Source organism: Pseudomonas sp. PME37.24/025 (genome assembly GCF_055556615.1).
In genome coordinates, this window is sequence record NZ_JBVHNK010000019.1 from 71,347 (window position 1) to 92,860 (window position 21,514).

The window sequence follows — 21,514 nt, forward strand, 5'->3', positions numbered from 1 at the left end:
GAACCATAGGTGACCCTAGCGCCGTCTGAATCAAGAGAGGCGCCTATGGCCGCGTTTTCATCACCGGAAGAGAGTCGTTTTGGGGAAGGGAAGAAGAATGGGGACGGTGGAACCGTGCTCAAGGTCCGAAACGATGCACGTCAAAACGGGTTCACCGAGATTGATTTCGGCTTCTTAGACCACTGGCCAAACCACGCTGCGTTCATGCAGGCGCTGAAACATTATGCGCGAGGGTACAAAGCAGCGACCCCGACATATTCAGCTAGAAAAGTCCTGAGCTTTTGGTTTGACCTGTCGCGCCGCGAGGGATGGGCGAGCCCTAGCAAATCCATGTCAGCATCCGATCTCGCTACGCAGCTTGCCTCACTGAGAAGAAAATACTACGAAGCGAACACAACAAAAGGCCGTGCGCTTACCACTACCACTAACAATTGGGCTTCTTTTAGGCGGTTGCTTGATTATTTGATCGCCGCGCGCGCCATTCCTAAACTAGATACGAGAGCGGGATATTTGGCTGTTCCAAGTCCGGATCACATCCTTGCTCACCGTTCTACTTTGCTTGAGAACAATGGCAAAGTTATGAATGCGCCAAAGAACCTTAACAGGGAGGCAGACTCTTACAATGAGGACCTCCTTGAGTCAATATCGATTATCCATTGTGATGAGACATATTTAGATGACTATACCCGAAGGCTTAAGCATGCATTGTCAACTATCAAGGCCTGTGCGCGCAGAGAGTTTGAAATGTTGGTTAAAATGCACGCGGAAGGGGAAAGTCTGATTCGCGATACTGAAACAGAATTCCTAGGTGTAATCAAAGATATTACTAAAAGAAAGCGCTTTTTCGATCCGAGCAACGGCAAGCATTATTTACGAAAGGATGGAGAACATCCAAATCTTCTTGGGAATATACTGTGCGTGGTCAAAATGGACATGGACGGCATTCCAAAGCCCCACCGAAAATTCGGTGGCAATGGACGTATAGTCCAAAGTGCAAGTCCATATCCGTATTGGCAATTTGTACAAGCTTATGGAAAAAATCAAATCTTGCCATATTTGGGCATTATGACAAGCACGGCGGCAGTGGCTTGCATATTGTTGCTTATGATCGAGTACCCAAAGCTAAATGCTACATCTATTTATAGGGCAAAAGTAGAGGATGAGGATGGGCGTCCGTGTTTGCTTTCATCGGCTGGTGAGCAAGGTAATGAGGTTAGACTCACAGTAGTCAAACCGCGAGCTGGAGAAGAGAAGTCAGTAAGATTAAATTCCTACTGCGAAACTCTCATCGACAAGGTCATGGAGTGGACTAAACCGATCAGGGATGAGTTAAGGAAGCAAAACCGGATGGAGGAAGCTTCTCGGTTGTGGGTGGGAATGAGTGGACTTAATTACGACTTGTTCGCTTTTTCTGAAAAAACATTGATGAACGCGCTTCGATCGAACGTTCAATTTAGAAGTCATGGAAAAAAAGCGTTCAGTACAAGAATTATCCCCTTTGTTGAGCGGCATTCAGAAATCAAATCGTGGGCAGAAAAAATTACATTTAAATCAATAAGAGTTAACTCTGGAGTTTTGCGTTACTTAGAAACTGATGGAGACCTGCTCGCAACGGCAAAAGCGTTTGGTCACAATAATGTTAGTACAACAATTGGGCACTATATACCACCCGCACTGAGGCAGGTTATATATGAGCGCCAGATACGCAGGCATCAAAATTTTCTTATTGTATCATCGCTTGATTGTGACTTACAAAAACTTAAGGCTTCGGATTTTACTACAGTGGAAGAGTTGCACCAGTTTCTGCATAGTTTAACCACGCCGCCGGATGAGCGTGATTGTACCGATGAATCGGTAGCTAAAGAGGAAGATGAAGTGGTGGCATCAAGCGGTACGTTAATCGTAGCTGACGATCCGCACGCTTTAGCAGTCGCAATGCTATATCGTGATTCGCTGATCAATGCTAGTCAAAATTTCCTTGACGCTCCGGACAAGCGTACGGGAGTAGCGCCAAGGTTTTGGGTTGAATTCATTGACGCATTGCAGTTGGATATGCCGCTGGCGATGGGAGACTATTCGAGGCTGGCAAAAGCGGCATCGGACCTAAAAAATTCTCTAGCCGGCCAGATCAGGCTCCCGGAGGTTAGGTAATGGATATTCTACCTGAAGGGATAATTGCATTCTTTGATCGGACGTCACGTGGATATACTCCGCTACACAAACCCGATTGGCTGCACTCAGAAATAAGCGCCGAGGTATGGCGAGTCGACAATAAGAACAACTTGCGTCTTGTGAGCGGAAGTTTAAAAGGAGGTACCGTACTTAGATGGGATAGGGATCTGCCTGGTGGTGCATGGGGCGATGATCAACATGCTGCGATATTGGAGCAATGTAAGCGGATAACGATTTGGGCCCATGATGGCGTGATCGGTTTGGGTGGTAGCAGTTTGCGAGGAGTGGATGCTTTTCATAATTATCTATATTGGTTCGTTGAATTTCTTGCTCTCAGATATGGTGATGTATTTAGAGTTCAGGGCTTCAGGCTCGTCGGCATCGACGATTTAATAGACTTTTTTGAAATATTCGAGTCAGGAGGAGTTTGCGCTACATCACGTTTTGTCGAGCGTTGGGAAAGCTTTCTGGAAAATGAGGTTGGTATAGATCCTTCTAATATCCTCGGGATCATAGAATATCTACGCAAAAATGGGGCCTATAGTTCTGATGGAAAAGTGAAATCGTCCTTCGTTGGCGCGGCGATGAAAGTAAGATCACGTCGGGTAAGAATGTTAGACAATTTCGTAAAGTACTTAACCCGATATGAGGAGCATTCGTCGCACCGAAGCTTTAAAAAAGAAGGGACGGTGGTAGCAAATTATGCGCGCTGGGCCATCGTATTCAGCAGAACGCTTGCCTACCTCCCGGAGCTCACGACTGTTGAGCTGGCTGACACAGACTCAGTAGCTGAAGCGGTTAGGCCCTTTAGGATTAGGCCTGATAACAGAACGCCTACTATTCCGTCTGCAGTTGGACGTAAGCTCTTGGCCCGGTGCTGTTACTGGATACTCGATGTATATCCAAAGCTTATCGACTTTGTTCGATTGCTAGAGCGGCGTATGGTTGATGCACAATACGTTGATGCAGGTCTTACGAAACGTATTTCTATGGCTGAAACTGCTCTGGAAATTAATCCTGATCTAGCGGCTATAGCTGAAAGCTGGCGTCGAACACCCTATAGGCCGTTACTGGGTGAGGCGTCACAATTAAATATGACTACCGCATATACACTTTTGCGCCTGCATAACGCGGTCTGCTATGTTTTCATAGGAATGCTAGGGTGTTGCCGAAGGCAAGAAGTTATGGAACTGCTATCTCTTCCCGAGGGTGAAATTAAAGCGAAGACTATTACGGTGGCTCTGAGAAAAACAGGCATAGATAACTCTCGCCGCACTCTCGATAAACCAATACCGAAAATAGTGTTTGATTGCCTATTGTCTCTCAGAGAGCTGAAGTCAATTTGTAAAGCTATTGCGCCTCCGGATGATCCGATCGTAGATAAACTGGCATTTTTTAATTTGGGTTCGAGGGGGCTAACTCCGTTAGATCCGGCTGCGATCAACGGTTTGCTTACTGAGTTAAGCTTAATTTTCGACCTGCGAGATTCAAACGACAGGCTTTGGCTGGTGCGCTCTCATGAGTTACGTCGGTACTTTGCTATGAGTTTTTTTCATCACGGTGGTAACGAAAACGCCTTGCCTGCACTGACGTGGTTTATGGGGCATAATAATATTGAAAAAACTTGGCGATATATTAAGGAAAGTTTGACTGGTAAAGAGCTGTCTGCATCAGAGGCAGCGATGGCGACATCAGCGGTTTATTCAGATGATCAAACAAACAACGTCAAAATCCTCAGGGCAGTCGTCCTCAAGTATTTTGGGTGTTCCAGTATGAGCATGCTTAGTGAGGATGAGGTTCAGGGCTACCTTGAGATTATGTCTGAGCAGGGATTCTATTCGGCCCGCCCAGTTCAAATTCAATGTGGTCGACAGAAAGTGTTCACGGTTTTGATTTCGATCTCGGAAGGGGGGGCTGATGCCTAGACTGAGTAAAGGGGAAATTGCGCCTGGTACCTTGGCTAAATCGTCTGCTACTAAACGAACCATTCAGTGTCGTGTTGAGACTTTTAATCTGATGGTAAAAGAAAATGACCTGCACTCACTGAATTGGGTTAATTTCACTAATGTAGATAGCCTGGCATCGTGGCATAATGAGTCCCTTGGAATCCGACCTGTAAGTCCAAAGACATTACGGAAGCATGTAGCGGATCTCTACGATGGGGGGCTAACTAATCTGCTTGTTGCCGCAAGGAATATTGTTCGGGGTCGCGACTCTAAGAGCACTAATTCTCAACGCACAAGTCGGGTATCTGAGCTAGAGGCTAAAATCAGCTTAGCAGTGGACTCGTCTTTGGAGATGACAGCTCGATATCTTGATTTGTTAGAAAAGCTACAGAAGCTCGCTAAGGACAATGAATCCGCAAGTATCGAACTGAGTAGGCACTTTAGGCGGTATGAACAAAACCCACATTTGAAGCTAGTGAAATGACGCGTAGCGATCAGTTATGGCTGAGGGCCTCTAACAACTTCTGTCTACCAGGCTTTGTAATACGAAATGGCAGTGCTCGATGGAGAGCGCCTGGTTTGCGTGCGCTATATTGGCCATCAGGAAAGATATGCTGGCAAATAAATATGTATCTCATATCCTGCCGCCGACAGGGCCTCGCGTTGTCTACAGTTAACACCTATGCATCAGAGCTATCATCTCTCATTCGTTTTTTATCAGAAAAACAAATAGCATTGTTTGACGTGGCGGATGATGAGCTTATTGATTTTGCAGACTGGCTTCCGATTATTAGGAAGGTCTCTAGCAGTCATATTAATAGATTGCTGTTGCGGGTCATAGCATTTTTTGAGTGGGCTCAAGATCATATTCTCGGGAAGAAAATAATAGGGCGTGTGGATGAATACTTGCAAATCACACTGGCTGTCAAAGCCATAAAAATGTCTAATGGAATAGTAAGGACTAAGGTTCATCACCGAGCAATGATTGCCGCCAGCGTTCCGCGTACAGTTCACCCAATGTCTTCAGGCGTGTTGTCTAAGCTTATGGAAGCTAGCGACAGACTAAGCAAAACCAGTTTTGTCCGTAGGCGTAATCGCATGATGCTAACTGTGTTGGCGGACGCAGGCATTCGTCGAGAAGAATTGACATTCGTAACCAGTGAGAGTGTTCTAAATGCTATGGAATCTGGTCGTCTAAGGGTTACTACTTCTAAAAGGAAAGGAAATCCGGAACGGGAAATTCCGCTTCCTGAAGTCACAATCCAGGCTTTGAGCGAGTACGTCACGATTTCTCGGGCTATCCATATCCGTAAGATATTTAAAGGAAATCCTAGGTTCGTAGATGAAGGTTGGGCATTCTGTACTCGCATGGGTGGGAGAATGGCTCCGGCTTCTGTAACACAGCTTTTCTCAGATCTCCGTAATGAGGCGGGCGTCGCAGAAATAGCTACTGCTCATATGCTGAGGCATCGCTTCATCACACTTCAGTTGGTTACGCGGTTAAAAAGCATCGGTAAGAAGGGAGCTATTGGTGTGGAGCTTTTGACGACAATTCTGTCTAAATTGGCAAGTATTAGCGGTCATTCAAGTATTGAGAGTCTATGGCGCTACATGGATTGGGCATATGAGGAGCTTGAACAGGAAGTCTCTTATGACTCAGAAGAGCATAATCGGGCACGGAAAATAGTAAGTGTTATGCTACAGGAAGCAGCAAGTGATGATGATAAATCACTTGTTGAAGATCTCCAGCTAGTCTTTGAAGCACTGTCGACACTAGATCAAAGACGTGAAGGCTTTCAAAGCGTATTAAGCCATTCCCTCCGTGGGAGGGCGAACCGCTGAATCGCAGAGTCTGCCAATCGCTATTTGCCGAGTTTGGTCGCTAGGGAGACACAGACACCTTTTTACACTCGCATGGAAATGTCGGACTGAGGCCAAGGCTGTCAATGCGTCCCTTCGAATGCTTGAATTAGCACCTCTTCAACCTCCTGAGTGCCCTGGATCGTAGAGATCATCGCAATCGGGTTTTTAGCCGAGAAGCGAACCTTGGGTCCAGAGAGCCAACGCTTGGCTTTTGCCTTGTCCTCAAAGAGCGTCTCGGCCAAGGCTGTGATGTGCGCAAAACGAAATAGGCGTTCACTTTCCTCCATCGTCAGTCGTTGACCCCGGACCAACCTCATTTTGAAAGTTTTGAGCGGAATAATCCATTCGCGATCTAGAGGGCTTAATGTGCCGAGGTCACAAAGAGTTTGGACATTACAAGCCGAGAAGCCAGCTTCAATCATCTTGTGGATCTGCTGATCTGAAGTGTCCGTGGGGATTTGAAGGAGTAGCGCCAGTCGGCCTCGATAGGCACGGTAAGCAATCTCGCGCAAAGCGTCAGCAAACATGGAGTACACCTACTTGACTAGGGTTTTTCCGTATTGATATCTGCCTCAACTGCGCTACGCGAATCGCCGGCCAGCTTTCCAGTAGGCTCAAAATCCTTCCCAAATACCAATGCAGCATCAAGAAATCTATCTGCAGCTTTTTTTGATCTTTTCGCCATCATGCAACGGGCTTCGACCTCAAATTGAGCCAGCAAAAGCCATTTATTTTTTTTGATTTTACGTCTGCCTTTCATCCTGCCCTCGTATGGGTAATGGGTTCACCGAGCCCTATCACGTGCTGTGTCGAAAGGCATGAAGCGCTTAGAGAAACGACGACCCTTGTCCTCAGAAGGATTGGCCACGAAGCAGCATATTTAGTGGCGGTCATCGACGCGCCATCCTCCAATATATTGCTATAGCATATAATGCTTGTCATTTAACGCACAATGGCCCTGTCTGGGTCATTACTCTGGAGCACTCAGTGATTCACCTTTTCGACCCGAAGCACCGAGAGGTACGAACTTTGACTCATTGCGAAATAGAGGGACTTTGTTTCATCGCTACGATCACTTCGATGAGAACAGGCCAGCGAAACCGGGCCGCAGTGATCGAGTGCGCGTACGGGCTGCAGTATTATCTCTCTACAGCCAAAGACGTTGTGATAAAGCATGTCCATATGATGTGCCCTCCCTCCGTAAGCGGGCGCAGTGCCTGGGCTTTGGAGGAGCTTGAAAGCATTAAGGTTTTCCGGGGAGTCGACAGCGATCAAAGCGCAGTCCTGTACCGGACATCGGTTGCGAGCTACAAGCTTGGAGAGCTGGACCTTCGAAAGAAAAAACAATCACGAGTCTTGTTCTCTCTGCGCCACCTTCAGCAGCATTCACCGGAAGCGTCCAAGTCAGCGTATGGGGATATGGAACCGCAACTACTAGCCCCCTTACAGGTACGTTGAGCTTCAGCGACTAGTGTCAGACTGTTTAAATATGAGAAAACCGCAAATATTGCTATAGCGTATAGCTCTTTGTTTCGCAGCAAGGCTTTATCGTGCCTTTTGCGGATCAGCAAATGGATCTCAGAGAATCCTTCGGGGTTACCGTTAAAGCTATTCGTCGCAGCAAAGGGCTTCCACAAAATGCTGTTGGCATCAATCAGGGGTACGTTAGCGAACTCGAAAATGGCCAGAAAACTCCTACCCTGCCCAAAATGGCTGCAATTGCAAAACATCTAGGGATTCACCCGCTGACCCTTCTTACGGCGGTATACAGCAACATGGGGCCGGAGGACTCGGATGAGCTTTTAGCCAGGGTTATCAGCGAGCTTGAGAGCCTGAAGTAGAATTTGTCATCAGAGAAAGCACCGTGTGCTTAGCTAGGTAAATGAGGGCAATGCTACTCGCTGACCGACCTTAAAAAGCTTCCCACCATGCAGGGAGGTTCTGTTTTCGTGTGGGCGGTCGGGTCAGAGATGATTCAGAATCTTTATGAGCGCATCCATCCTGGCTGGAACACAATCTTCACTTGTTCATTGCCTCAGGGCTTGAGATGTCATGTTGTGAAGAGTTCTTCACAAGCTCTGATCGCTGCCTACAGAATTCGGAATAAATCGTACGATCAGGACCGCGCGCATGCGCCTTGGGGATGCTCCAGCAATCCCTATACTGGTTTTGTCTAGGGGGGAGTGGAATGGGAGGCCCGGTACGCATTCTAGTGATCATGTCCATCGTGATATCGCTTTCGGCGTGCTTTGACCACTCAATTTCAGGTAGTTACGTGGCCAAAGACTCATCAAGCGCTGAACTCTTGCAGCTTAAACTTGGCCCTGAGGTTTTGTCGCCTCTCGCGAATACTCGGTGAGATCACTTCGGTCCTTCAAGGCCCAGGTCATTGCCGAGTGCGCGCAGCCTGACACCTCGATTGCCAATGTCGCCTTGACCCACAACCTCAACGCCAACCTTGTCCATAAATGGATTCGCGTGCATGCGCAGAAAAACCTGGCACTGCAAACTGCCTTTATTCCGGTCAAGGCATTGTCGTCGACAGCGGTACCTCAAGTTCTTCCTGCCACGATTCGAATCGAAGTGCCTCATTCAAAAGGCGTAGTAGTGGTGAGCTGGCCGGCAGAAAATGCAGCGGCATGCTCCGCTTTCTTGCGAGACCTGCTGCGATGATTCGCATCGACTCCATCTGGCTCGCCACCGAGCCCATGGACATGCGGGCCGGCACTGAAACCGCGTTGGCGCGGGTCGTGGCGGTGTTCGGTGCGGCGAAGCCGCACTGTGCTTATCTGTTCGCCAACCGCCGCGCCAATCGTATAAAAGTGTTGGTGCATGACGGTGTAGGAATTTGGCTTGCCGCCCGGCGTTTGAATCAAGGACGCTTCTTCTGGCCTGGTGTGCGACACGGCTCCGAAGTTGAGTTGGATGCCGAGCAACTTCAGGCCCTGGTACTCGGTTTACCTTGGCAGCGCGTCGGTGCAGGCGGAATCATTTCAATGCTTTAACACCTGCCATGGCGTGCATACCAGCGCAATTGGCCCATCAGTCTATCGCCGCCATGAGCCCTCTCTGGCAAAATCTGCGGCATGACTTCGCATCCGAATCTCGATCAATTAAACCCTGAAGAACTGCGCGCCTTGGCGGCGCAGTTGATCCAGCGCGTCGAGACGATGGACAAGCAAATCACTCATCACAAGTCGGTCAACGAGAAACTGGCCCACGAGATCGCACTGCTCAAACGCTTCAAGTTTGCCAAGCGCAGCGAGCAACTAAGTCCGGATCAAGCCAGCTTGCTCGATGACTTGATCGACACCGATATCGCCGCCATCGAAGCTGAGCTTGAAGCGCTGCAACCGGCGCCCGTTGAAGGTAAAGTACGCCAGCAACCCAAGCGCGCTGCGCTGCCGCCGCAGTTCCCTCGCACACTGATCCATCACGAACCGGAAAACAGCCACTGCCAATGCGGCTGCGCCCTCAAACGTATCGGCGAAGATGCCAGCGAAAAGCTCGACTACACACCGGGCGTCTTCACTGTCGAGCGCCACATCCGTGGAAAATGGGCCTGTGAACAGTGCGAAACGCTGATCCAGGCGCCGGTTCCTGCGCACGTCATCGACAAAGGCATACCGACAGCGGGCCTGCTGGCCCACGTCATGGTGGCCAAGTTTGCCGACCATCTGCCGCTGTATCGACAGGAGAAAATCTTCGGCCGCGCCGGACTGCCTATTGCTCGCTCGACCTTGGCGCAGTGGGTGGGCAACTGCGGCGTGCAACTTCAACCGCTGGTTGATGCGCTGCGCGAAGCCGTGCTGACGCACGGCGTCGTCCACGCTGACGAAACGCCGGTACAAATGCTGACGCCTGGCGCGAAGAAAACTCATCGCGCTTACGTCTGGGCCTATGCCACCAGTCAGTTCTCCGATCTGGCGGCGGTCGTTTACGACTTTAGCCCGAGCCGTGCTGGCGAACATGCTCGAAATTTCCTCGGCCACTGGAACGGCAAGCTGGTCTGCGATGACTTCGCTGGCTACAAGGCAGGCTTTGAACTGGGCGTTACAGAAATCGGCTGCATGGCCCATGCCCGCCGAAAGTTCTTCGACTTGCACGCGACCAACAAGAGCCAGATCGCCGAAAAAGCGCTGCACTACATCGCGGCCTTGTACGAAGTTGAGCGAGAGGTTCGCGAGCTAGAACCAGCTGCCCGGCAGCGAATACGGCAGGAAAAATCGGCGCCGATCACCAATGCGCTTCATACTTGGATGATTGCCCAGAGGCAGCTTGTGCCCGAGGGATCGGCCATCGCCAAAGCCCTGGATTACAGCCTCAAACGCTGGATAGCGCTGACGCGCTACCTCGATGACGGTGCTGTGGCCATCGATAACAACTGGTGCGAGAATCAAATCCGGCCGTGGGCTCTTGGCCGCTCGAATTGGCTGTTTGCAGGCTCGTTACGCAGTGGTAAACGTGCGGCTGCGATCATGAGTTTGATCCAGTCGGCACGACTCAACGGGCATGGTCCGTACGCCTACTTGAAGGACGTTCTCACGCGCCTGCCGACGCAGCGGGCAAGTGAGATTGCCGAGCTGCTACCACACAAATGGGCGCCCGTTTAACCGTCTTTGGAGACGCGGGCAGTGTTTATTTCGTGAAGCAAGTCTCTAGAACTTGGCCAGATGTTTCATCTATCCGGCAATTGAATCCAGAAAAATTTCCTACCCAAAGAGGCTCCTCGTTCGTTACACCGGTATAGGCATCCACGGCCCCCATTCCAATAGCTGGCGCTCGCCAAAGTAGATTGCCTGACGAGTCGTAGCAAAAAAGATTTTGCGCAGGAGCATTCCTCTCAAAAGCCATCCAGTCAAACGTCACCAGCACCCGCCCGTTGATCAATACGGCTTCAAGGGCAGGATATTCAACCTCAAACCTTATCCCCTCTCCGAAAATCCAGTTACCGCTAACTTCGAGTTGCATACGTTCTCTTCCTGTCCTTATCACCGCGATGGTTACTCCAATGCGGTTTTCTACCGTATCACGCTGCGACGTCGGTTTGACCTGCTCCAGCCTGCTGTCAGGTACGTGGCGGCCAGAGGTTGAAAGCTCTGTGATTCGGTGCTGATGAACTCCAGGTTTTCATCCAGTGGTAAGCGCGCAGCGCACGTTATCGGCGATGCCGGTTGATCCGCGCTGCTCTACCCAATTGGAAAGCTCCTCTACTGCGACGAGTTTGATCCAGTCGGCGCGACTCAATGGGCATGATCCATACGAGTATTTGAAGGACGTCCTTACACGTCTGCCGATGCAGCGGGCGAGTGAAATTGACGAGTTGCTGCCGCATAGGTGGACGCCCGTTTAACCACGCAAGGTGTGTTGGGCGGACGCTTACTGTTTGGCGGCTGCTTCGAGTGGTTGCTTAGGGGCGACTGTTGCCCTTCACGAGTGATTGCTACGGGTTGATTGCTGCGCTTCCCTACAGGCAACAATCGACCACTGTTTACCCTTGCCTCCGCTCCCGCTAGACTTCACGCAGGGTGGCTATAGGGGTCATTTGACCGCACCCCGCTGACCAGTCAGCGAATCAATCGGCTGCACAGCCGCTTAGTGAAGCTACTGGTTCGTCCATGACGAGTTGATAGCGACCTGTCCCATCGCCAATAGGCAATGGCTGAGGCTCCTCCCCCTTGAGCTGGGGGAGAGGCCGTCTCACGGTTCCGACCTTGATTCGATGCACAGCGTCTTGGGGAAAATCCTCTACAGTTCTAACGCGTTCATGCCCAGTTTAAAACTGCTGAGTCCAGTACTCGCTTCTTGCATCATCTAGACGCTATCTAGCCTATCCGCTTCCATGAACTCGTCAAAAAACGGCTCCGTGAATGTGGTCTCCCCGTGGCCAGGGCTCCAGATCAGCCCTTTGTCGATCAAGCTGTTGCGCACCGGCGCGACAGCTTGGACTCGACGCCCTTGGCGCTCGGCAATCGCGCCCAAGCGGTGCGGCCCAGGGCCGAGGTCGGCCATGGCCCGCAGATGCTGCTTTTGCATCGGCGTGAGGAGGTCAAAGCGCCTCCGAAAAATAACTTCATCCACTGTCACTATGGTTTCAGTTGCCACCTTTTCCACATCGGCCAGCGTGATGTGCTTGTAGCAGCTACATCCCAGGCATGGCTGACTAAGACCAATGCTTAGGGTGCGATCAATAAACTGACCGCACCTTATCCTAATCTCATAGGACTTTTTTCGCCGAAAGGCGGAAAACGGCCAAATGCAGACGTTCGCTTAGGTCAGCTTTCGGCCGAGGCTGTGTAAAAACGTTTTAGAACAAGTTTGACAGTCGGGGCTGGAACAAAAAACTCGCTCCTACGCAAATTTCTGGTCTGCTAATTACACAAGCATCAGCAGATTTTACGTAGCAACGCAGACTTCAAGACGGCGCATGCGTTTTTACACACTCTGGGCCAGAAGCTGACATCGTCGAAAAACAGTAACGGACCTATCGAAGCCGCCTCGCATCGGGGGCAAACAGGATTCAGCCCACTGATTGGACAGCAATGGAACAGCTGGCGTGCCGAGGTCAGGCAAACACTCGATCTTTGTCATGGAACTCCTGCATCCAGTAGGGATAGATCCTGGCCGGTGCAGATACGTCACTCAGCCGATGGCCAAGCTCAGGAGGGAGCTGCAAGTGAATCGCCGCCAGGTTTTCGAGAACCTGTTCGGCAGAGCGGGCACCAATCGTCACCGACGATATAGCGGGTTGCCCCAACGTCCATGCCAAAGCAACTTGGGCCGGTTGGGTGCCCAACTCTTTCGCTACGCTGCGCAGCTCCTGCACGATAGGATCCGCCTTCGTCGGATCGATGGGTGGAAAGTTCAGGTTCGCCCGTCGACCCGCCCCAGCCAGCGGCCCCCCTGCCGTGTACTTCCCACTCAAATAACCACCAGAAAGCGGGCTCCAGACAATCAGGCCAATATCGTTGGACTTCGCTACCGAAGTAATCTCGTATTCGATATCGCGTGCCGCCAATGAGTAATAGACCTGGTTACTGGTCAATCGCGCCCAATGCGCATGGCTGCTGATACTTGCAGCGCGCTCAAGGTCGGCACCACTGAAGTTGCACGCCCCAATGTGACGAACTTTTCCCTGACGCACGAGATCGTCAAGCGCTCGTAGTGTTTCATCCAGAGGGACCAGTGCATCTCTGTCATGCAGCTGAAACAGATCGATGTGGTCGCGCCCTAGGCGTCGCAAGCTTGTTTCGACTGATCGGATGATGTGTGAGCGACCCAGGCCGACATCGTTGTGGCCCGGCCCGGTGCGCAAGCGGACCTTCGTGGCGACCATCATGCTCGTCTCATCGACACCTAATTCGGCCAGGGCTTCACCCAGGATGACTTCAGATCGACCTTGTGAATAGGCATCCGCGGTGTCGATCAGGTTAACTCCGTGGTCGATTGCAGCTGCGATCAGGTTGACGGCGGCAGCTCGGTCAAGGCCCGCAATTTTTTCCCAGATGCCTGATCCCGAGCCAAAGGTCATGGTGCCCAACGACAGACGTGATACTCGAAGGCCGGAGCGGCCGAGGGTGCTGTATTGCATGTGATACTCCTGAAAGAAGTTCTGTGTGACTCAAGACACGTTTTGGTGATTTCATTGGAGGGATGATGGCAATCGCTCCGAAGACCACGTGCGCTTCAGAGAAATGTGGTTGTGCATATTGGTTATCAAAATGGCTGAAACTCAGTGAACACCGGACACGGAGGATAGCGTCTCACTCACCCATTTGAGCCCCGCCAACCAAAGATCATGGCCACGATGAAGCGTCGACTCGTCCGCTTGCCGGAAGCTTCGTGCATCACTTCCCTTGCCTACTTCCTCGGTAACCACGTGACAGCGGGGCCCTTCAGGCTCCAGATACCATGTGTGATAAAAATTCGGTGCCTTTCCTGGCGCGTAGCCAAACCATCCCATGCGCTTGACCGAATCAAATTCGACGACCTTGCTCTCTAGGTCGAAGCCGAATGTTCTCCACTGGAATATTGATGCGGCGGTCAGCTCCGCTGCGCCAGGCTGAAGATGTACCCGAGTACCATTGGGATACCACTTTTGCCAGTTGCGGGCATCGACAATATGCCTCCAAACAACATCGCAGGAAGCATCGATGTGAGCCTCGTTGTGGGCGAACAAATCTGCTTCTGCGGGCGAAAAACCCTCAGGCCAATGGATATTGCGGTCCCGCAGTTTCAGGTCATTGGCCATGGGACGCCGGTCGCCTGAATCAATATGATCCTGGGCGGCGCTGGTTTCCGACAGCGCAAAGCTGCTCAAGATTAAAGCGCTTATCAGCGGAAAAAAGCTCGTTGGTTTTTTCATTCAGGAACTCCATCAAGATTCATGACGCCCCCACTTTGAGCCAACTTTATTGTGTAATAAAGTAGGCAAAACTCACAATACTTGTGAATAAAGTACACAATGGAGGCGTGATGCAATTTGACGGTCCACTCATGGCGGAAATGACCGTGCTTGCCGCAGTCGCCGACTGCAAAGGATTCACGCGCGCGGCTCATGCGTTGGGATTAAGTCCCTCAGGAGTCAGCAAGGCCGTCAGCAGATTGGAAAGGCGCATGGGCTTACGTCTAGTGGAGCGCACGACACGTACCCTGGTGATCACTGACGAAGGGGCGCGTTTGCTAGAGAGTGTGGTGCCCTTGATGGCGGGCATCGCGGAAGCGGCCGCTTTGGCGAGCAGCGGTGCTCAGTCCGTGAAGGGCCGCCTGAGGGTGAACGTCGATCCATACTTTTCCAGAGTCATGATTTCGGCAATGCTGCCGTCATTCCTGAATCGTTATCCTGACATCCAGCTGGAGCTGATCATGCGAAATGATCTGGGAGATCTTGTAGCAGATGGCTTTGATCTGGCCATTCGGTTCGGCCCCCCCCCCATCGGGTCTTTCATCGGCCGGCGCCTGCTCGAAACCAAAGTGCTTACGGTTGCGGCCCCAGACTATATCCGCCAGTACGGACGGCCGACAAAGCCAGAGGACCTGGCTTCACATAGAAAGATATTGTTCTACAACGCAGCAACTGGGCGTCCCTATGAGTGGGAGCTGCACCGTAACAAGAAGGTCGTCAACATCAGCCCAACGGGGCCACTGTTGGTGTCCGATGTAGGCACCATGCTGACAGCATGTGTCGAAGGAGGCGGCGTTGCCCAGATTCTGGAATTGGGTGCAAAGAATCTCTTGGAAACAGGAAAACTGATCAACCTCTTCCCCGACTGGGGCGAGGAGCGATTCCCGCTCTACGCCATTTACCCTTCGCGGCGTCACCTTCCGGCCAAGATCAGTACATTTATCGATTTCTGCTCGAGTTCATTGGCTTCGCGAGCGGACGAAAGCTGATGAGCGTTTGGGCGAGGTGACGTCAGTGATTAGCAAGACGCTGCCAAACACCAAGGGCAGCTTTCGGCCCAGGGTGTGTGAAAACGCCAGTGATTGTCTAACCTTCTGATCGTCTAGATCGTAGCGGGGGCGATCATGAAGCGATTCATTGAGGGTGAGGCTCGGATGCAAGTCACGTTGCTGCCTGAGTGCTTGGACGATTACGTAGCCGAAGAAAATCCAGTGCGAGTGGTCGACGTTTTCGTCGATGAACTCGACCTGGGTGCACTTGGGTTTGAAGGCGTTGATCCTGCTGCAACGGGTCGTCCGGCCTACCATCCAGCGGTCTTGCTGAAGATCTATATCTACGGCTACCTCAATCGGATTCAGTCCAGCCGCCGGCTGGAACGGGAGGCCGAGCGCAACGTCGAGTTGATGTGGCTAACGGGGCGTTTGGCTCCGGACTTCAAAACCATCGCCGACTTTCGAAAAGACAACGGCAAAGCCATTCGCAGCGTATGCCGCCAGTTCGTAGTTCTTTGCCGCAACCTCAATCTCTTCTCTCAGTCGATCATCGCCATCGACGGCAGCAAATTCAAAGCCGTCAATAATCGCGACCGCAACTTCACTCAGGGCAAGGTGAAGGCACGCATGCAGCAGATCGAGCAGAGCATTGATCGCTATCTGGCGGCGATGGATTCGGCGGATCGGGCAACGCCCGAAGTGGCCGAGGCCAAAGCAGAGCGGCTTAAAGAAAAGATAGGAACACTGAAAAAGCAGATGCAGAAACTCAAGGAAATCGAGGCGCAGCTCCACGACAGTCCAGACCAACAGATCTCCCTCACAGACCCAGATGCACGCTCAATGGTCACGAGCGGCCGAGGCACCGGAACGGTTGGCTACAACGTACAAACAGCTGTCGACGACAAACACCATCTGATCATTGCCCATGAGGTGACTAACGTTGGTAATGATCGTGGGTAACTGAGCAATATGGCGAACCAAGCGCGTGAAGAGATCGGCGCTGAGTCGCTGACCGTGGTAGCCGACCGAGGCTATTACAAGGGTCTGGAAATCCTTGCCTGCGAGCAGGCTGGTATCACCACCTTCGTACCGAAACCCCCGACATCTGGCAGCAAAGCGGAAGGCAGATTTGGCAAGCAGGACTTCATCTACGTTGCTGCATCGGACGAGTATCGATGCCCGGCGGGGCAGTTACTGACTCGGCGGCATTCGTCGATGGAAGACGGCATGTTATTGCATTGTTACTACTTCTCGGGCTGCCAGTCTTGCTCAATGCAAAAGCAATGTACGACGGGTAAGGAGCGCCGTGTGAAACGCTGGGAACATGAGGCTGTAGTCGATGCGATGCAAGTTCGGCTAGAACATGATCCAGCGATGATGAGGGTTCGTCGACAGACCGTTGAACATCCTTTTGGAACGCTCAAGTACTGGATGGGAAGTACCCTCTTCCTGACCAAAACCCTGCCGAGGGTGAGCACTGAGATGAGCCTTCATGTGCTCGCCTACAACCTCAAACGAATGATGAGCATCTTCGGCATCGCAGGACTGCTTGAGGCGATCAGGGCGTGAACCCAGCCGCTTGGCTCGCCAGTTAGAAGCCGTTTGGGCCGCTGACGCGGCCCAAACGGCATTACAAACGTCTATGTAGCTGACTAAAGGTAATTCGCGCTTCCGCGCTGATTCCACAGGCAATCCTCGCGACTCTCAGTTTTCGACGTATTCAGCGCGTTTTCACACAGCCTGGATCCAAAGCGGACATAACTATCGGCATTATCGTTCTTCTAAAACAACCACATAATCGGAGAAGTCGACATCACCAACACCGTCGCTACATTCCAATGTCATCTTGCCATCGGGCTCGCAGACGTGAATTCCTGCATTGCCAACCCATGCATTCATGCCAAAAGTGCTTTTCCATACGTTCCAGATTTTTAAAGTACTTCCGAATTTGGAAAACACTTCTATCTCTACAGCATCAGGACTGGTATCAGACCACAAAATTATCTCGGGATAGCCATCGCGGGAGCCGTCGACGACGATCTGCCCACTTACCGCCTTTAATGCTAACCCTTGCACTCGACCGTTCGTAGCACCCAATCGGCGAATTGAAAAGACGGTTCTGGGCTTCGTGATCTCGATCTCCATGATCGCAACGACGGTTTTCCCATTGAAAGTTATGGGCTTTCCTTTAGTGCGCATAAATATCGAAGAGAGCGTTTCTTCCATTTTTAGTCCCCGGGATTTCTCAGGCCGCTTGAGTCAGCTTAGCCTAGGCGAGTTAGCATCTCTATAGTTTGCGGGTCTTGTGAGCGGGTACTTTTGGCCGTTTTCAGCCTGTCGGCAAGGACTGCAATCGACCCATTGCAGCCGGTCAGCACAGGCATATACCGTCAAAAATCTGCCGGTTGGCCTCAGTTAAAGAGCGCTTGGGCGCTGAGTGCCTGTAGGTATAAAATACACCGTAAGCCCGGATAAAAATCATTGACCTCGGCAGTCCCATTCGTGGCGTATAACGATGGAAAAGATCTCTCAACTCACTAGCGATAGACACGTCCCGTGCGAATCGAGTAGGTTGTCAGGCAAATTTGCTCGCGCACCAGGTCGAGCAAACGAGGGTTTCCATCCATGGTGTATAACGCCTTTATACAGTCATCGGTACGCTGAAAAGCCTTAGCCAAGACACGGGTAGCCAGAGGAACAAGGAATGTTGTACACCAGACCCGTCCGGCTAGTTCGCACCGCTTGGTGTCTATTTATAGTTATGCATAAGGATATCTAAATGTTTCAAGTGAAAATCGAGTTGATTGTATTTATTTTGCTTGGAGTTCCATATATATTTTTACTTAAAAAGGCAGGGCTCTCTCCATATTGGTCATTAATATTCCTGTTAACACCATTTGGCATACCACTAGGAGCATGGCTTGGCTTCCCTATTCTGGCTCTTAGAGCTTGGCCTGCCAGAAATGAATTGCCCAATAAATACTTCCTGGCAATTCCTCAAAATATAACGTTGATAGTTGCCCATATTGCCATGCCGATATTTTCACTCTTCGTAATTTTTAAGAAGTCCGGCTACAGCGGATGGTGGTGTTTAACAGCTTTTCTTCCCCCTATTGCAATTATCATGCTGTGGGTGTTTGCATTTAAAAAAAGTGTAACGCAAGAATTTGCAAATACATGACAAGTGGTTAAAATCGTTCGCTTTTTAGTTGTCATATGATCCCGGACACGACGTTAGGTCTTTTTCCGTACTGAGCGGATGTTAGTAATCAGAGCCCAAGCCATTAGAACGATGGTGTCCGATTATTTCAAGCGGACATTATCGCCCTATCGCAGAGCGTCATCATTGAGTCACCAAGCAGGTTCGATGTTCGCTTCTGGCTAGAATTTGCCTGAGCTGACCTGCTGCAATCGACCCAGGCTTTGTGAAAACGTCAAAGGGTCTAGCGGAAAAGCCATTCTTGTTGGCCTTAAGCGGCCTGTGGCGACGACAGAAGGGGTTCGAATCCCTATCCGTTAAATCCGCGATAGGCCGTGCATCAAGAGCTGCTTTCGACCCCATTGCTGCCCTTCATGAAGGGCAGCAATGGGTCGATTCTGTTGAAAAAGTCGGATTTTCAGCTCGCCTGAACTCTGGCATGACCACCATCGGAGAACCTACTCACCACATTGAGTGGTTTCTCGGCCCTTCGTTGACCTTTGCTGCTCGGTAACTCGGTTGGTTTGAGGGTTTTTGCATAGTGCAGACGCACCTATCTCTTACCCATCAACCAGATGAGCCGCAACCGCATGGGTATCGCTCTGCTCAACTCATCCTACGAGCTGCGTCGCTGCGGGCTTCCCGCGCGCAGTGGCTGGTTTGTGGGTACTAGAGCAGCGAAGGCTGCAGTCCCACGCGTAGCGTGGGAGCGATCAACCTCGATCAAAACTGCTTTGATGCGCTGGCGATGCGCTGGTACTTACGCAGCTGCCGGTTAACCCTGCGGATATCCAGAAAGAATATCTCTGCGCTGCGCCAGAGCAGCATCCACGCGGTGACGGTAACGACTCCCACGGGGATGGTGCCTTCAATGCCCAGAGCCGTGCCTGCCAGCACCAAGGCTAGTGCCAAGCCCAGGAGTGTCAGCGCTACCAGCCGCTGGGTGCGAATATCCCCTCTGAGTTGTTCGCTCTTTTCCGTAAAGGTATTGCTGATGGCTTGCTGCAGGCGTTCTCGTTCATCTTCCGGGCAGCGGATCTGCAGGCTCAGCTCGGGGTGGTACCAGGCGCTATCTGACAGGTAATCCACCAGCTCGGGGCTTAGCTTGGGGTTGTCCGGCGAGGCAAACGGATTGAGGTAATCGTGGCTGATCGTCAGATCGATTTTTTTAGTCATAACGAACCTTTAGCTGGTTGAGTTGTGGACGGAGGCTTTAGTGTTCGAGGTAAAGCTAGTTGCAAGACAGCTACTCTGCTTGATCGGCAGTCGCACGCGCTTTTGTAGGAGCGGAATCACCCGCGATGCGTTGGCTGAATGTGTGCCGCGACCATTTCCATCAGCGCTGATTGTTATCACGCTCTGCGTGGTGGAGACAGCAGGCAGCTGGCGGCGCATGCGCGGATAAGGCTTAGAGGCAGCTATTTGGCCGATTTCTGCCTGTCGTGACCGGCAGAGATCGGCCAAGAGCGGACGATGTCTCCCCCTTTTTTCTGATCACATGAGGCAGGCTTACAGCCAACAAGACCGATGATTGTTTCCATTAGAAATTTCTTTCCAGAAGACAAGCCGCTGGTCGATCAAGTAGTGCGTGATGCCTGGACAGAGCTGGCCACCGCCATGCCGGGGTGGAATGAGCTCGCTCCGCGACTCGGGGCGCTTACCGCCAGTGCTGCTCTCAGCGAAGTACTTGTCGCCGAACTGGACGGCGAAATAGTCGGCGCGGCCGGCTATGTCGGTCCAAACCAGCCCAAGCCCGACTTTTTTGCGCCCGAATGGCCGATGGTACGGTTGATGTCAGTTGTGCCAAAAGCACGGGGCCATGGCGTTGGCCAGGCTCTACTCGACGAATGCATCAACCGCGCGAAGCGCGATAGCACGACGTTAATCGCATTACATACAACCCCGATAATGGAAGCTGCGCAGCACTTATACCAGCGAGCCGGCTTCGGGGTGGTACGCAATCTGCCAGACATGTTTGGCGTGCCTTATGTGCTGATGACCCGACTGTTTTAACCAGTTGGAATAGTCATGAAGCAGGCAAAAACGGCACGCTGCAAGGTCCGCAAGAGTCGATTGCAGCCCTTCGCGACAGGTTGGATCATCATGGCCCGCGCCGGCCCTCGGTAGTTCGACACTCTGCCTCCACAACCGGCACTGATCGGGCAGATGATTTTTTCTGCATAGTCGGAGGCAGTGTTCAGATGATTTGAGAGGGATATCGGGATCAGGAGGGACAAAATCGACACCGATGGCACGCACCATATTTGGTTGAATTACCAATTCGAATAGGTCAGAAATAGTTTTGAGGTAATGCCGCAGAGGACACCATTGCCCTGGATGCGCATCAGGGTAGGTGTCTTCGCCGGACGCTTAGTGCGCCAGTTAAAGCTGGCGGAGGATAGTCGATGAAAGTTCGATACTGGTAAGAAATGGCGAATCAACCAGGCCCCGAGTCATGCATGTTGCGCCGTGAGGTGCAGGGTGAAGCGTTGACAGGGGAAACCGATGGGCCAGCCATTGAGCCGCGTAATCAGGAATTCGGGATGCCGATGCTGTTAAACCCCGCACTGCGTGGCTGAGCAGGATACTTCAAGCTAAGTCAGAGCAAGCGGCCGCTTGAGGAAATTGATGGCTGGGTGCGTCACAAGCTTCGCTGTGTCATCTGGCGTCAATGGAAGTGGCCCTCTATGAGGGCGCGCAACTTGATACGGCTGGGACTCGATGAGGCACGGGCGTGGAAATCGGCGGTCAATGGCCGAGGCCCATGGTGGAACTCGGGAGCGCCACATATGAATCAGGTGCTACCGAAGAAGCTGTGGGATCGACTCGGGCTGGTCTCGATACTGGATACGATAAACCGGCTTAACCGCATAACTTGAACCGCCGTATACGGAACCGTACGTACGGTGGTGTGAGAGGACGGTGGCTGTGAAGCCGC

The 21,514-nt window shown here is 51.7% G+C and carries 18 protein-coding genes and 4 pseudogenes; 13 read left to right on the forward strand and 9 right to left on the reverse strand.

Features of this window, described 5'->3' with window-relative positions; genetic code table 11:
* Positions 1-45 precede the first annotated feature (45 nt).
* From ACZ3HH_RS27330 to ACZ3HH_RS27340, 3 genes are all read left to right on the forward strand, one after another.
* Complete coding sequence (locus ACZ3HH_RS27330) at positions 46-2,151, forward strand: hypothetical protein (protein WP_465809356.1); 2,106 nt, start codon at positions 46-48, stop codon at positions 2,149-2,151.
* Positions 2,151-4,097, forward strand: coding sequence for a site-specific integrase (locus ACZ3HH_RS27335; protein ID WP_465809358.1), 1,947 nt, complete (start codon positions 2,151-2,153; stop codon positions 4,095-4,097). The genes ACZ3HH_RS27330 and ACZ3HH_RS27335 overlap by 1 nt, the downstream gene beginning before the upstream one ends.
* Before the next feature lie 684 nt (positions 4,098-4,781).
* Positions 4,782-5,960, forward strand: coding sequence for a tyrosine-type recombinase/integrase (locus ACZ3HH_RS27340; protein ID WP_465809360.1), 1,179 nt, complete (start codon positions 4,782-4,784; stop codon positions 5,958-5,960).
* A gap of 101 nt (positions 5,961-6,061) precedes the next feature.
* Here the strand turns inward: ACZ3HH_RS27340 and ACZ3HH_RS27345 are convergent, their stop codons facing one another.
* Together ACZ3HH_RS27345 and ACZ3HH_RS27350 are read right to left on the reverse strand one after the other, a co-directional pair.
* Positions 6,062-6,508 (reverse strand): antitoxin Xre/MbcA/ParS toxin-binding domain-containing protein, encoded by a 447-nt coding sequence (locus ACZ3HH_RS27345; RefSeq protein WP_465809362.1) that lies wholly within the window; start codon positions 6,506-6,508, stop codon positions 6,062-6,064.
* Between the two features lie 17 nt (positions 6,509-6,525).
* Entirely contained in the window at positions 6,526-6,741 is a 216-nt protein-coding gene (locus ACZ3HH_RS27350; protein ID WP_465809364.1) for a hypothetical protein, read from the reverse strand.
* An 811-nt stretch (positions 6,742-7,552) separates the two neighbouring features.
* On the opposite strand from ACZ3HH_RS27350, the gene ACZ3HH_RS27355 reads away from it, so the two are divergent.
* The 4 genes from ACZ3HH_RS27355 (at position 7,553) to tnpC (ending at position 10,594) form a co-directional block, all read left to right on the forward strand.
* Positions 7,553-7,822: a helix-turn-helix domain-containing protein gene (locus ACZ3HH_RS27355; protein WP_465809366.1), complete on the forward strand. Its 270-nt coding sequence runs from the start codon at positions 7,553-7,555 to the stop codon at positions 7,820-7,822.
* Positions 7,823-8,336: 514 nt separating this feature from the next.
* Positions 8,337-8,654, forward strand: a complete 318-nt coding sequence (locus ACZ3HH_RS27360; RefSeq protein WP_465809368.1) for a transposase — start codon at positions 8,337-8,339, stop codon at positions 8,652-8,654.
* On the forward strand, positions 8,651-8,986 hold the full coding sequence (tnpB, locus tag ACZ3HH_RS27365) for an IS66 family insertion sequence element accessory protein TnpB (RefSeq protein WP_250925277.1): 336 nt from the start codon (positions 8,651-8,653) through the stop codon (positions 8,984-8,986). The genes ACZ3HH_RS27360 and tnpB overlap by 4 nt, the downstream gene beginning before the upstream one ends.
* A gap of 81 nt (positions 8,987-9,067) precedes the next feature.
* Positions 9,068-10,594 (forward strand): IS66 family transposase, encoded by a 1,527-nt coding sequence (gene tnpC / locus ACZ3HH_RS27370; protein WP_465809371.1) that lies wholly within the window; start codon positions 9,068-9,070, stop codon positions 10,592-10,594.
* Positions 10,595-10,619: 25 nt separating this feature from the next.
* Here tnpC and ACZ3HH_RS27375 read toward each other — a convergent pair whose 3' ends face one another.
* Positions 10,620-10,952, reverse strand: coding sequence for a DUF7957 family protein (locus tag ACZ3HH_RS27375; RefSeq protein ID WP_214384072.1), 333 nt, complete (start codon positions 10,950-10,952; stop codon positions 10,620-10,622).
* A 50-nt stretch (positions 10,953-11,002) separates the two neighbouring features.
* Positions 11,003-11,198: pseudogene (locus ACZ3HH_RS27380) on the reverse strand (hypothetical protein); the annotation flags it as partial.
* A gap of 4 nt (positions 11,199-11,202) precedes the next feature.
* Between ACZ3HH_RS27380 and ACZ3HH_RS27385 the strand changes: the two are divergent.
* A pseudogene (locus tag ACZ3HH_RS27385) lies at positions 11,203-11,334 on the forward strand (transposase domain-containing protein); the annotation flags it as partial.
* A gap of 461 nt (positions 11,335-11,795) precedes the next feature.
* Here ACZ3HH_RS27385 and ACZ3HH_RS27390 read toward each other — a convergent pair.
* From ACZ3HH_RS27390 to ACZ3HH_RS27400, 3 genes are all read right to left on the reverse strand, one after another.
* Entirely contained in the window at positions 11,796-12,086 is a 291-nt protein-coding gene (locus ACZ3HH_RS27390; RefSeq protein WP_465809373.1) for a hypothetical protein, read from the reverse strand.
* Positions 12,087-12,546: 460 nt separating this feature from the next.
* Positions 12,547-13,572, reverse strand: coding sequence for an aldo/keto reductase (locus ACZ3HH_RS27395; RefSeq protein WP_465809375.1), 1,026 nt, complete (start codon positions 13,570-13,572; stop codon positions 12,547-12,549).
* 141 nt (positions 13,573-13,713) lie between these two features.
* Entirely contained in the window at positions 13,714-14,346 is a 633-nt protein-coding gene (locus ACZ3HH_RS27400; protein WP_465809377.1) for an SRPBCC family protein, read from the reverse strand.
* A gap of 110 nt (positions 14,347-14,456) precedes the next feature.
* Here ACZ3HH_RS27400 and ACZ3HH_RS27405 point away from each other — a divergent pair, with 110 nt between their 5' ends.
* Together ACZ3HH_RS27405 and ACZ3HH_RS27410 are read left to right on the forward strand one after the other, a co-directional pair.
* Entirely contained in the window at positions 14,457-15,374 is a 918-nt protein-coding gene (locus ACZ3HH_RS27405; RefSeq protein ID WP_465809379.1) for a LysR family transcriptional regulator, read from the forward strand.
* A gap of 135 nt (positions 15,375-15,509) precedes the next feature.
* Positions 15,510-16,946, forward strand: a pseudogene (locus ACZ3HH_RS27410) (IS1182 family transposase).
* Between the two features lie 201 nt (positions 16,947-17,147).
* Here the strand turns inward: ACZ3HH_RS27410 and ACZ3HH_RS27415 are convergent.
* Positions 17,148-17,603: a hypothetical protein gene (locus ACZ3HH_RS27415; RefSeq protein WP_465809381.1), complete on the reverse strand. Its 456-nt coding sequence runs from the start codon at positions 17,601-17,603 to the stop codon at positions 17,148-17,150.
* 553 nt (positions 17,604-18,156) lie between these two features.
* On the opposite strand from ACZ3HH_RS27415, the gene ACZ3HH_RS27420 reads away from it, so the two are divergent.
* A complete protein-coding gene (locus tag ACZ3HH_RS27420) occupies positions 18,157-18,558 on the forward strand; it encodes a hypothetical protein (protein WP_465809383.1) in 402 nt (133 codons plus the stop codon).
* Positions 18,559-19,299: 741 nt separating this feature from the next.
* On the opposite strand, the gene ACZ3HH_RS27425 is transcribed toward ACZ3HH_RS27420, so the two are convergent.
* Positions 19,300-19,752: a hypothetical protein gene (locus ACZ3HH_RS27425; RefSeq protein ID WP_465809385.1), complete on the reverse strand. Its 453-nt coding sequence runs from the start codon at positions 19,750-19,752 to the stop codon at positions 19,300-19,302.
* 351 nt (positions 19,753-20,103) lie between these two features.
* Here ACZ3HH_RS27425 and ACZ3HH_RS27430 point away from each other — a divergent pair, with 351 nt between their 5' ends.
* Both ACZ3HH_RS27430 and ACZ3HH_RS27435 read left to right on the forward strand, forming a co-directional pair.
* Positions 20,104-20,589, forward strand: coding sequence for a GNAT family N-acetyltransferase (locus ACZ3HH_RS27430; RefSeq protein WP_465809387.1), 486 nt, complete (start codon positions 20,104-20,106; stop codon positions 20,587-20,589).
* A 542-nt stretch (positions 20,590-21,131) separates the two neighbouring features.
* A pseudogene (locus ACZ3HH_RS27435) lies at positions 21,132-21,455 on the forward strand (group II intron maturase-specific domain-containing protein); the annotation flags it as partial.
* Between the last annotated feature and the right edge of the window lie 59 nt (positions 21,456-21,514).